Here is an 11,952-nt window from a genome sequence, read left to right on the forward strand (position 1 = left end):
ACGAATGGGCCGGCTGGGCGCCACGCGTGCCGTATGCCGTATGCCGTATGCCGTATGCCGTATGCCGTATGCCGCATGCCGCATGCCGTGTGCCTGCGTGCTATGTGCGCTACGCCTGCGTGCTGAGGTCTTGGCGCGCCGCGTCCGTTATGCCCGCATGCTTGCGCGACGGCCGTTACTTGTGCGCTAGTACGCCAATGCAGGAAAGGTGCCAGCCGGCGGACCTACGGCAGGCTCTTCCACGAGCGGCATGATGTGGCAGCACAACAGGCCCGCAAAAGGCGGTGTATCAAAGCAATTCGAAATCTGCCATGGCCGCGATGCTGCATCGCGCAATGCCGTCCAGCAGGACGCGGCAGGCCGCCGGCGGCCTGCGCCGAGACGCGGCGTCGCAGCGCACATGAGACCGTCGTCTCTGTCGTTTTTCCGTGCTTGTTTGGCCTTCCTCGCGACCGAAACCCATGGCAACGCGCTCAAGAGACGTGTGTATCAGGCAAGCGGCGCGGCATCGGCACGACGCGGGCCTGCTGCAGCATCGCAGAGGCGCCATGGCGCGAAAGCCCGCCTCCATGGACGACGGAAAATGTGCCGTCAGCCCCGATCGGGACTAAAATACAAGGTTCTCCGCACCTGAATTGGCACACCATGCGCTCGCGTATCGCTAAACGTCTCCCACCCGACGCCGACAAGCTGGTCGGACTGTCGCTCGCGCTTTTTGCGTCCGGCAGCCGCATCGAAGACCACTTCTGGGAAGCAAAGCTCGATGCGCTCATCGAAAAAATCATCCGCAATGGCAACCAGACGACACTAGATGCCGCTCTAGACCATCTGCAGCAAAACCATGCGGACGCCTATGGCGCCCTCGCTGACATGGCCGAGACCCATAGCGAATCGTTCCGCATCGAGCACGACGGTCAACCGTACGACGTGCTGTTGATCGCGGCGCCGGTGCTCACCTGGACGCGTTACATGATCCCGTCCGGCCCGCTGAAAGGCGACGTCGTCGATGCGCTGCGTGCACAGTTGCAAGCGCACATCTTCGCGGCACGGGCGCGCATCGCGTTGGCGCCGTACCTGTACAGCATCGACCAGTTACCGCGTCATCATGTCGAGACGTTCCGGCTCGCGCAGCAACTTGGCCAAGCGGCGCTGAGCGGCGGCACGATCAAGATGAATCTCGGCGACCTTCCGGAAACGTCGCCGATCCTCGCCGATCCACGCTTTCTGCTATCCGTGGTCGCCGCGCCGGCCGGCGAGCCACTGTTTCGCTGGCAGGAGGAGGAGAACGGCGCACGTGTCGAGCGCGGGCAATGCCTGGAACAATGGCGTGCACAAGGCGGCCCAAACCTATCGGGCGTGCTGCCCGGCTGCGAATTCGACTGCCTGCTGCCGGACGCGTATTACTCAGCTTGCCGCGACGCGGACGAGCAAATCCGCCCGCATACCGTGCGCACCGCAGTCAGGTATTTGGGCGATACGATCGGCGCTAAACCGGATGAATTGCGTGCGGTTGTCGCCGGCTTCGGCGAACGGCGCGTAGACGAATATCGAATCGCCTTCACCCGGCGCGGCAGCAACGACGTGATCTACGGCGTGGTATGGCCACTGTACGGCCGCGAGAACGGCGATCTCGGCCCGGATGACGACGTGCCGCCTGACGAGGATCCGGCCGGCGGCATGCTCGACGATGTCATCGGATTGCTTAAGGAAATCGGTGTCACCGATATCCGCCGTCACGCGGCACGATTTGAACCGGAGTACTGCGACGATTGTGGCGTGCCACTGTATGCCGACCCACTCGGCGAGATCGTGCATGCCGAAATGCCTGAGGATGCCGAACCAGCGCAACCTCACTTCCACTAAGAACTAAGACCCTCGTTTCTCCCGCCCGCCACGTGCGTCGCGTTATCGGCCGAAGCGCCGTCGCGACGCAGCCCGACTGGCCTTTTGGCTAATGCCGGCCGAAGGCTGTTCTTGCCATCATTGATCTCTGACGCCCGCCGCGCTGGCCAACGCGGCGGCGCGGTTGTGTGGACTCAGTCAGGGAGAAGTGGTCATGAAAGTCTGCTTGCTGAATGAGCAAGCCGAGAGGCGCGAAGGGCTGAAAACATTGCTGCGCCAGATCAATCGACATGCATCATTCTACGATGCACGTGACTGGCGGCAAGCGCAGCGCATACTGCAACATGCCTGCCCGGACATGCTCATCATCGACTGGCAAGACGGGATGAACGTGCAGGATATCTTTGATCTCCGGCGCCATTATCCTAACCTGCCGATCGCGGCATTAGTCGATGATGACAGCCCAACGCGGGTCAAATCGCTAGTCGACGCTGGCGTGCTCGGCGTCGTGCCGCGGCGCCTCAATCCGCGTCTCATCGTTCGCGCGTTTGAGATCGTGCTGCTGGGCGGGCACTACGTGCCGCCCAGTGGGCTGAATCTGCACACGCCCACCGTCGTGCCGATCAATGCGTACGAGGACAGCTCGCTGAACCGAGCGGCCTGCCGGCGCCAAAGTGCGTCGCCCGGCCTACTGTCGCCGCGCCAGGAGCAAATCCTACGGCTCGTGCACATGGGTGCGACCAACAAAAGCATTGCACGCGCGCTGGGCATCAGCGAAGGAACGGTCAAGATCCATCTCGGCGCGATCTTCGAGAAGCTCGGCGCGACCAACCGCGCGGCTGCGGTGGCGATCTACAACGGCTGGCAGACTAGCGCGCTGGAAGTGCTGCGCGATGCGACCCAGCAGGCGCGGCAGCCGGTCTACGGCGAGGCCGGGCCGACGCCGCTGCGCGCGGCCACCCGCGAGCATCGGCGGCGCGACGCAGCCAATGGGCGCGACCACACAGTACTGCAAGCCGCGGAGCCGGACGGCGTGCCCTACAAGGTGATTCCACGCAAGCGTCGCTGAATCGCAACGCCGCGTGCAGATGTGCGATCTGCTTCCACCGGGAGCCGTGCAGCGAGTAATATGTCTATATGGGATTTCTCTATACGTCGTTACCTTTGTGGTTAGCGATAGGCGGCAACCTTGCCGCCGTGGTCCTGCTTGCGCTCGCGGCGCGGAAGAAGTCCTTCGCGCGGTTGCACGACGACACGCTGCAGCATCTGTGGCTTGGCATGACCGTGGCGATCGCGGTCATGTGGGCCACAAACGCATGGCTGAACGATGGCCCGGTAATGCATTTGCTTGGCGCAACACTGATGGTCACGCTGTTCGACTGGTCGCTTGCGCTGGTGTCGATGGCGGCCATATGCGCGCTCGTGGCGGCGATCCTCGGCACACCATGGCATGGCGTGGGTCTGACCTTTGTCATATTCGGGGCGGTGCCGGTCTTCGTCTCGACAATGCTACAGCGGGCCATTGCCGCATGGTTACCGCGAACCTTGTTGGTGTTCATCTTCGGCCACGGCTTCGTGACCGCCGCGCTGGCGCTGGGCGCCGCCTGTGCCGGCGCACTGGGCCTGCAGCTGATGCTAGCCCACGGCGACACGGCCGTGATCCCGCCCAGCTACGGGATAGCCGTCGTCGTGCTCGCCTCCGGCGAAGCGTGGTTCTGCGGCATGTTGACCGCGCTGTTTGCCGTCTATCGCCCGGCGTGGGTCACCACGTACGATGTGCGCCGCTACCGGTTCGATCGCAGCCACGTGGACCGGGGCCCGCGCGCCTGACTCAGCGGCCTGTCGATCCGCTATATCGTGTGCAACAGTTACCGCGCTATGCCGCCGGCCACGGTACGCCCTCTGTTTTGCGTTAAGATGGCACTCCAGCCCAACCGCGGGCATCTGAGCGTATCCAAGTCCGAACCCGACACCGCGTGCGAATCCATTGGCCGCACGCGCGCTCACATCGACCGCGGCTTTTTTATGGCACCTAGCAACCAGAATTAGATGGATCATCACTCTACGTCGCGCCCGATGCAGCGACTGATCGGCGCCATCGCGTCATGCGCGCTCGCAGCCATGGCAATCGCCATTCCCACGATGGCCCGCGCCGACCAAGTCGAACACCACAACGAACTGGTCTACCAATTCATCACCCAAATGAGAGCCAATCCGCTGGTCGCGGACTGCGCGGCGCACGGCGACTTTGTCGTCGGCACGTCGAGCGCGTTCGACCACGTCGAGTTTCCACGCAGCTCGTTCGATCCCGCGCACGCCGGGGTCAAGCCATGGAATGGCTCGTTTGACCGGGGCAAGCAACGGATCAAGGTCGACTCGATCGTCACCGTCGAAGGGGTCGGCGTGCGCAAGGATGGTTCGACGATGCCCAACGCGCTAAAATTCCGCTGCGGCTACGTCGACGCGAAAATGCTCGCGTTCAGTTGGAACGATCCGGTCGCGCCGTTCAAGCGCGCTGCGCCGAGCCGCCAGGCCGGCAAGACCAAAAAGGCGCTGCGCGGCTCGGGCCGCAAGAGTCCAGCGAAGGCGGCGGGCAAAGGCAAAGGCAAGAAAAGCCGGCGGCGCTGAGCCCGCCATGCACGCACCCGGGTGTGACGAACGCTGCGCTCACGATGCCGCGGCGCGTCATATCACGTCGTTGCGTCACGTGATATGACGTCACATCGCGTCATATCGCGTCGAGTTGCCAGCCGATGGCTTGCAGCATCGCCGCGCCCAGCGACGCACTGCGCGCCCCGTTCCAGCCGACACGCGGATCGGGCAGGTTCGCATCGTCCTTGAATGGCATTTCAAGCGTGAGTGACAGGCACTTGAAGGCGTAGCCGACATACTTAGAGGCGAGCTTGAGCGCATCCTGCTGGTAACGCCCGGGCTTGTATCCGTGCTCATCCTGGAAATGCGCGCTAGCGCGCTTGAAATGGCCGATGAATTCGTCTTGCACGCGGCGTTGCGCGTCAGAGAAATCGGGCAGCATTTCCGAGCCAGCGACGAAGACGTATGGCAGCGCTTCATCGCCATGGATATCAAAGAACATGTCGCAACCGCTCGCATGGATGGCATCGCGTACGGCCAGCACCTCGGGGCTGCGGCGCGGGTCCGGCTGCAACCATTCCCGGTTCAGGTCCGCGCCGGCGGCGTTGGTACGCAAGTTACCCAGTGCGCTGCCATCCGGATTCATGTTCGGTACCACGTGAAAAACCGCGCGTTCGAGCACGATGCGGCCCAGCGGGTCACCCCGCCAATCGCCAAGGCCGCACAAGCGCTTGAGCAGACCCTCAACGAACCACTGCGCCATCGTCTCGCCCGGATGCTGCCTCGCAATGATCCAGATGTTGCGCTTGTGCGGCGCCGGCTCGCCAACGGTCAGCAAATCTAGCGCACGGGCCTGCACGGTGCGGGTCAGTTCGGTCAGGCGCACGCCGGGCTGCTGGACCAGCGTGTCAACCCACTGCGCATGTCGCGCATACGGATACGGCTCGAAATACGCGTAATAGATCCGGTCGCGCGCCGGCCGATGACAGATGCGCAGCACTTGACCGTCATACGTGGTAGGCACCCGGAACCAGTCGATGCCATCATGGCTCGCGACAGCCTGATAACCGTGCCATCCGTTTGGAAATGCACTATGCGATGCGTTCTCGAACGTCATTGTGCAGTCCACGTCCTTCGCACCGCTCAGCGAGAAATAGAACCACTGCGCAAACGCTGCTTGCGTGTCGGCGCGCAACCGCAACCGGATGTCGTCCGCGCGCTCGCACGATACGACATCGATTGCCCCTGAATCGAATTGACTGCTGATGTGAACGCTCATGGGTCGGATCCGCAACGAATGAAGTCAGCCAGCCTGCTTGCGACGAAACACGTAGGTTGAATCGTTCGATGCGTTCGCATCAAACCGGTAGCCGTCGGCGTCGAACGCGACGAGCCTGGCCGGCTCATCGATCCGGTTCACGACTGCGAAGCGGGCGAACCTACCGCGCGCGCGCTTGGCATAAAAACTGATGACTTTGTATTGACCGTTTTTCCAGTCCTCGAACACCGGCGTGATTACAGGTGCGTCGAGCTGGCGCAGCCTGACCGAGCGAAAATACTCGTCCGACGCGCAATTGATCAATACCCGCGCGCCATGCGCGCGCTTGAGCTGCGCGTTCAGCGCCGCGGTGATCTTGTCGCCCCAGAACGCATACAGGTCCTTGCCGCGCGGGTTGGCGAGCCGCGTGCCCATTTCGAGCCGGTACGGCAGCATCAGATCGAGCGGACGCAGCACTCCATACAAGCCGGAAAGCACGCGTATATGACATTGTGCATACTCTAGGTCGGCGACGGACAAGGACCGCGCGTCGAACCCGTCGTAGACATCGCCATCGAACGCAAGCATTGCCTGCTTGGCATGCGGTGGCGTGAACCGCGCGGGGGACCAGTCGCCGTACCGCGTGTAGTTCAACCGCGCGAGCGGATCAGAAAGACGCATCAATGTGCCGATTTGCTGTGGCGAGAACGTACGCAACTGCGCGATCAACTCGGCCGAGTCGTCAAGGAACGCCGGCAGCGTATGCTTGCGCAGATGGGATGGGGTGTCATAGTCCAGTGACTTGGCGGGCGACAAAACGATTATCATGGAAGGCCGACTAAAAAAAGCATCGCGCGGCGTGACCGGCCGCGAGCGTTGCCATTGTATCGAGAATGACGCCATCCCGTTTCGCTCCGCCGCCGCCGATGGACTCTGTCGCCCCATCGAGCGCCCCTGCGTCTGCCTTCGTCCGTCCACGCGTGGTGCTCGACACGAACGTGTGGATCGACATCCTGGTATTCGACGATCCCGCGACCCGCTCGATTGCAACCGCGTTGCAGAACGGCGGCCTCGACGCCGTGCAGGACGAGCGCTGCCTCAACGAGTTGCAGCGCGTGCTCGACTACCCGCAGTTCGTGCGCTACGCGATTGACAAGTCGGCGGCACTCGCGCGGCTCGCTCGGCTCTGCACGCGCGTCGCGCCGGCGCGACACGCGGAGGGGGGTGCCGCAACGCCCGTGCCGGAAACAGGGACGAATGCGGGCGCCAGTGCGCACGCCGCCCGCGCCACGCCGCGTGCACTGCCGCTGTGCCGCGACCGCGACGACCAGAAATTCCTCGAATTGGCGCATGCCACAGCCGCACAGTGGCTGGTCACCAAGGACAAGGCGTTGTTGAAGATGGCGCGCCGAATGGCGCGCGATTTTGACTTGCGCATTGTGCAGCCGGCCCACTTTGTTGCGGCCACAGGCCTTGCCCAGCCGGCATCGGCAGGCGATGCGACGCGCGAGCCTACCGTACAATAAGCTTATTGGAGCCGACCATCCGGTCGGACGGCCCCCTCTATCCAAACGACGCTTACGCCATGAACGCCTCGCATCGCCCGACCGATACGTCGCCCCGCGTCCCCCCCTTCCCTTCGCGGCTGCCGCAAGTCGGCACCACGATCTTCACGGTGATGAGCACGCTCGCGTCCGAGGCCGGCGCCGTCAACCTGGGTCAGGGGTTTCCAGATTTTGACTGCGACCCGGCGATCATCGATGCGGTCGCACAAGCGATGCGCGACGGCTTCAACCAGTATCCGCCGATGGCCGGTCTTGCGTCGTTGCGCGATGCGATTGCCGCGAAGATTGAGCAGCTGTACGGGCATCGTTACGATGCGGCCAGCGAAATCACGATCACCGCGGGCGCGACGCAGGCGCTGCTCACCGCCGTGCTGTGTTGCGTGCAGCCGGGCGATGAGGTGATCGTAATCGAGCCTTGCTACGACAGCTACTTGCCGGCAATTGAACTGGCCGGTGGCAAACCCGTGTTCGTGACGCTGGACGCACCCGATTATCGGATTGCGTTCGACCAACTCGCCGCGGCGATCACGCCGAAGACACGGCTGATCATCGTGAACACGCCGCACAACCCGACCGGCACGGTCTGGCGCGACAGCGACATGCGGGCATTGCAGGACATCGTGCGAGGTACAGACATCCTGGTACTGTCCGACGAGGTCTATGAGCATATGGTGTTTGACGGCGCCCGCCACGAGAGCGTTGCACGCTATCCGGAGCTTGCGGCGCACAGCTTCGTCGTATCGAGCTTCGGCAAAACCTATCACGTGACCGGCTGGAAGCTCGGCTACGTTGCCGCGCCGCGTGAATTGAGCGCCGAGTTCCGCAAGGTCCACCAGTTCACCGTGTTCACGGTGCATTCGGCCACCCAGGCAGGCGTCGCCGCGTACATGGCTGATCCAGCGCCCTACCTGACGTTGCCGGCGTTCTACCAGGCCAAGCGCGACTTCTTTCGTGCCGGCCTGGAACGCACGCGTTTTAAGCTATTGCCATGTGAAGGCACATATTTCCAGTGCGTCGATTATTCGGCGATCTCAGCATTGCCAGAGGCGGAGTTTGCCAGGTGGTTGACCGTCGAGATCGGTGTTGCGGCGATTCCCGTGTCCGCGTTCTATCATCAGGCGCACGACGCCGGCGTCGTGCGCTTTTGCTTCGCCAAACGCGAAGCGACGCTGGCGAGCGCGCTCGAGCGCCTCGCCGCGCTGTAGCAATGCGGCGCGCGCCCTATCCGAGCTGCACCCGCGCGGCTCAACCGGCTTTGTCGCGCAGCGCATCGTCGCCACGATCATCCATATCGCGTGCAACATCGTCCAACAGCAGATCGCCACGCCACAGCACATCGATTTGGCCGTGATGCTGGGCTTCGGCTATCCGACAGGGCCGCTGGCGCTCAGCGATGTGTTGGGTGCGACGCGCATCCTCACGGTTCTGCGCCTTTCTGCGCCACACTGAACGGTCCACGCTACCGGCCGTCGCCTTGGCTGGCACGCCGCACGCAACTGAGCTTGTCGCTGCTGCATGTCAAAAGCGACGCCCCTTAACATGAAGGAGTCCACCGATGACCGCCGAATTGCTCGCCACCCGCCGGGATGCAACGCTCGTGCTCACCCTATCCAATCCAGGCGCACGCAACGCGTTGCACCCGGACATATACGCCGCCGGCATCGAGGCGGTCGATTCGGCCGAGCGCGACCCGGAGATCCGGGCCGTCGTGCTAACCGGCGCCGACGGTTTTTTCTGCGCGGGTGGCAACCTGAACCGGCTGCTGGAGGACCGGGCGAAGGATCCATCAGTGCAGGCCGATAGCATCGACCTACTCGGCGCGTGGATCAGCGCGATCCGCGCCTCGCGCAAGCCGGTGATTGCCGCGGTCGAAGGGGCGGCGGCCGGCGCGGGTTTCTCGCTCGCGCTCGCCTGCGACCTGCTGGTGGCGGCGGACAACGCAAAATTCGTGATGTCGTATGCGCGCGTCGGACTCACGCCCGATGGCGGCGGCTCATGGTTCCTGTCCCGGGCACTGCCGCGCGCACTGGCCACCGAGATCATTCTGGAAGGCAAGCCGGTGCCGGCGCCGCGCCTGGCCGCGCTGGGCGTAGTGAACCGGCTCAGCGCGGCAGGCGCGGCGTTGGAGACCGCGCTCGCATGGGCCGAAGAGCTGGCGCGGCTGTCGCCAAACGCGGTGGCCCGGATCAAGACGCTCGTCGAGGATGCCTCCAGACAACCACTGGCCGAGCATCTGGTCGCCGAACGGGACCATTTCGTCGCGTCGCTGCATCATCGCGATAGTCTCGAAGGGATCAACGCGTTCCTGGAAAAACGCGAAGCCCGCTACAAATGATCTCTGGTGTAATGCGCGGCCCGGCTCGTGCCGCGCATCGGCGCCGCCACCCCAACGGAGCGCGCGCGTGAACCCTCCCGCTTATTGCCCGTCCATCGCAGGATGCACCATGGCGACGTAACGCACTACGATGACTCAGGCCGTGCGACCGATCCGGACGCGCCGAAGCACTGGCCGCAGTCGCGCGTGTCGTATCTGGAAGACGCAGACGGTGCGTCCCACGTGTGAGCCTGAACCGTGACGCTGCAACCTAGCTGGTTCTATGCTTAAATGGCGTGCATCTCGCAGCCGACAGCGCTCGGTGCACTGCCGGCGTCATGCAAACATTCCACTTTTTACAGGACGGGGCGCCGAAAGCGCGCGCGGGCCGGATCCGCGCACGGGGGACGCGCCTCGATAAGCGACATGATCGATGTTTACAGCTGGGCCACGCCGAATGGCCACAAGGTCCACATTATGCTTGAGGAGCTGGCGCTGCCCTACACCGTCCACGCAGTCGATATCGGCGCGGGCGACCAGTTCAAGCCCGAGTTCCTGGCAATCAGCCCGAACAACAAGGTCCCGGCGATCGTCGATCACGAGGGGCCCGGTGGCAAGCCGATCGCGCTGTTCGAATCGGGCGCGATCCTGATCTATCTCGCGGAGAAGACTGGGAAATTCCTACCTGCCGATCCGGCCCAACGTTATGCGACATTGCAGTGGCTGATGTTCCAGATGGGCGGACTCGGCCCGATGCTCGGACAGGCGCACCACTTCCGGATCTATGCACCGGAGCAGATCGAATATGCGGTCAATCGCTACACGAACGAAGCGCGGCGGCTGTATGGCGTGATGGAGAAACAGCTCGGCAAGCATCCCTATCTGGCCGGTGATGACTACACGATCGCGGATATCGCGGCGTTCCCGTGGACGCGCTCTTGGAAGAACCAGGGAATCGATCTCGACAGCTTCCCGAACGTGAGCGCATGGCAGCAACGCATCCATGCGCGGCCCGCGGTGCAGCGGGGCGTCGAAGTGCTGGTATCCGCGCGCAAGGCGCTGACCGACGACAAGGCGCGCGAAGTCCTGTTCGGCGCCACGCAGTACGCGCAGCGCTGAAAAGGCCAGATTGGCAGGCCGCGGTCCGGCGCGTGCCAGCCGCTCAAAACGGCTAGCCGAACGTGACAGCCAGCCTCGTATGGCCCGCTACCCGACTGTGCCACACCACCACATCGATCGCCTGCCCGTGGGCGCCGCGATGATGGCATGCGCTCGTCTCGCCGCGTGCGGGGGCGCGCCGCCGAAGCGCCACCCGGCTCATTGAAGCGGCTCTTTTAACAACGCTGGCAACGGCAGCGGCGTCACGTCGATGCCTTCGTCCAATAGGGCCCGCGCGTCGTCGGGCGTCGTGACCCCGCGGATGCCGCGGGCCGGCGCCTCGTCATAGTGGATTCGCCGCGCTTCCTGCGCAAACTGCTCACCGACGTCTTCCGTGTGTTCGATCACCTGCCGCATCATCCGCAGCCACCGCGCCTGCAACTCGCTCACATTCAGCGGCTGCCCGCCGGCACCCGGCGCACCATCGCGTGGCACCGGCGCGGTCGCGCCCGACAGGTTCAATCGGGGCGCCGATGGCACGCGATGCACCGTCTTCGACCCGCACATCGGACACTCGACAAGGTGCCGCTCCAGTTGCGACTCGAAGTCCTCAGCCGACTGGAACCAGCCTTCGAACCGGTGCGCGTGCTCGCAGGTTAAATCGAGAACTTTCATGCCCATGACAACGTACAATCCAATGTAGCGCAATCCGCGCAATTTATACACGATCGTTCGAAATTAATCGGACCGTGACCGACCATTCTAGCGCGTTTGCGCAAGGTGAGTCTCACCCGTTCACCGCCGGCCACGCCGCGCGTTGCGGCGGATCCACGCGACTGCGCGCGCCGGGCCGGGCCGGTTGCGCAGCGTCAGGTCGACTGCACGGTATTCTCCGGCCACGCCGAACAAGATCTTCTTCAGCCAGAACGCGCCGAGAATCATCTTTGCGTCACTCACCTCACCGCGCCGGATCTACTCGTGCAATATAGCCGGTTCGACGACGATCAGTGATGACCACCGAACGATGACATCATTGGCCGTCCCGTTTACTCCGATGCACCACCCCGGGATCGTCCCCTATAACACCGCTCATTGGGGGACGTTGCAACGACCGGTTGAATCCGCCCACGCGTTATCGCGCCGAACGAAACAACAGAGCAACAATCACGGCAATCTGCCATCAAATAAATACTTTCTGATTCGTAAAGAAACTCGCGCGCGCATCACTTGCCGCCCGTATAGCACACGCTTCCGCAACCGGCCATATCACATGCAACTTCCTA

At 63.4% G+C, this 11,952-nt stretch carries 12 protein-coding genes and 1 pseudogene; 9 read left to right on the forward strand and 4 right to left on the reverse strand.

Annotated elements, in window-relative coordinates; translation table 11 throughout:
* Positions 1-645: 645 nt before the first annotated feature.
* From KPG66_RS09250 to KPG66_RS09265, 4 genes are all read left to right on the forward strand, one after another.
* A complete protein-coding gene (locus KPG66_RS09250; protein ID WP_237070731.1) occupies positions 646-1,863 on the forward strand; it encodes a DUF2863 family protein in 1,218 nt (405 codons plus the stop codon).
* 193 nt (positions 1,864-2,056) lie between these two features.
* Positions 2,057-2,911 carry a response regulator transcription factor gene (locus KPG66_RS09255; RefSeq protein ID WP_237070732.1) on the forward strand — a complete coding sequence of 285 codons (855 nt, stop codon included), beginning with the start codon at positions 2,057-2,059 and terminating at the stop codon, positions 2,909-2,911.
* A gap of 68 nt (positions 2,912-2,979) precedes the next feature.
* Positions 2,980-3,672 (forward strand): energy-coupling factor ABC transporter permease, encoded by a 693-nt coding sequence (locus KPG66_RS09260; protein WP_013435864.1) that lies wholly within the window; start codon positions 2,980-2,982, stop codon positions 3,670-3,672.
* A 219-nt stretch (positions 3,673-3,891) separates the two neighbouring features.
* Complete coding sequence (locus tag KPG66_RS09265) at positions 3,892-4,470, forward strand: BspC domain-containing protein (protein WP_237070733.1); 579 nt, start codon at positions 3,892-3,894, stop codon at positions 4,468-4,470.
* A 100-nt stretch (positions 4,471-4,570) separates the two neighbouring features.
* On the opposite strand, the gene KPG66_RS09270 is transcribed toward KPG66_RS09265, so the two are convergent.
* The gene (locus tag KPG66_RS09270; protein ID WP_237070734.1) at positions 4,571-5,713 is read right to left on the reverse strand and encodes a M14 family metallopeptidase; all 1,143 of its coding nucleotides are present in this window, start codon (positions 5,711-5,713) and stop codon (positions 4,571-4,573) included.
* Positions 5,714-5,737: 24 nt separating this feature from the next.
* On the reverse strand, positions 5,738-6,520 hold the full coding sequence (yaaA, locus tag KPG66_RS09275) for a peroxide stress protein YaaA (RefSeq protein WP_041753717.1): 783 nt from the start codon (positions 6,518-6,520) through the stop codon (positions 5,738-5,740).
* A gap of 98 nt (positions 6,521-6,618) precedes the next feature.
* Between yaaA and KPG66_RS09280 the strand changes: the two genes are divergently transcribed.
* The 5 genes and pseudogenes from KPG66_RS09280 to KPG66_RS09300 all read left to right on the forward strand — a co-directional run bounded on the left by KPG66_RS09280 (position 6,619) and on the right by KPG66_RS09300 (position 10,690).
* A complete protein-coding gene (locus KPG66_RS09280) occupies positions 6,619-7,218 on the forward strand; it encodes a PIN domain-containing protein (RefSeq protein WP_272907060.1) in 600 nt (199 codons plus the stop codon).
* A 59-nt stretch (positions 7,219-7,277) separates the two neighbouring features.
* Entirely contained in the window at positions 7,278-8,462 is a 1,185-nt protein-coding gene (locus KPG66_RS09285) for a pyridoxal phosphate-dependent aminotransferase (protein ID WP_237070735.1), read from the forward strand.
* Positions 8,463-8,496: 34 nt separating this feature from the next.
* Positions 8,497-8,795 (forward strand): annotated as a pseudogene (locus tag KPG66_RS09290) (3-hydroxyacyl-CoA dehydrogenase family protein); the annotation flags it as partial.
* A gap of 17 nt (positions 8,796-8,812) precedes the next feature.
* Positions 8,813-9,592 (forward strand): oxepin-CoA hydrolase, alternative type, encoded by a 780-nt coding sequence (locus tag KPG66_RS09295; protein WP_237070736.1) that lies wholly within the window; start codon positions 8,813-8,815, stop codon positions 9,590-9,592.
* A 405-nt stretch (positions 9,593-9,997) separates the two neighbouring features.
* Complete coding sequence (locus KPG66_RS09300) at positions 9,998-10,690, forward strand: glutathione binding-like protein (RefSeq protein WP_041754390.1); 693 nt, start codon at positions 9,998-10,000, stop codon at positions 10,688-10,690.
* A gap of 198 nt (positions 10,691-10,888) precedes the next feature.
* On the opposite strand, the gene KPG66_RS09305 is transcribed toward KPG66_RS09300, so the two are convergent.
* Together KPG66_RS09305 and KPG66_RS09310 are read right to left on the reverse strand one after the other, a co-directional pair.
* On the reverse strand, positions 10,889-11,344 hold the full coding sequence (locus tag KPG66_RS09305; protein ID WP_041754391.1) for a DUF1178 family protein: 456 nt from the start codon (positions 11,342-11,344) through the stop codon (positions 10,889-10,891).
* Between the two features lie 120 nt (positions 11,345-11,464).
* Positions 11,465-11,626 (reverse strand): hypothetical protein, encoded by a 162-nt coding sequence (locus tag KPG66_RS09310; protein WP_237070737.1) that lies wholly within the window; start codon positions 11,624-11,626, stop codon positions 11,465-11,467.
* Positions 11,627-11,952 lie beyond the last annotated feature (326 nt).

It is taken from the genome of Mycetohabitans sp. B2, from assembly GCF_021733735.1.
Taxonomy (GTDB): domain Bacteria; phylum Pseudomonadota; class Gammaproteobacteria; order Burkholderiales; family Burkholderiaceae; genus Mycetohabitans; species Mycetohabitans rhizoxinica.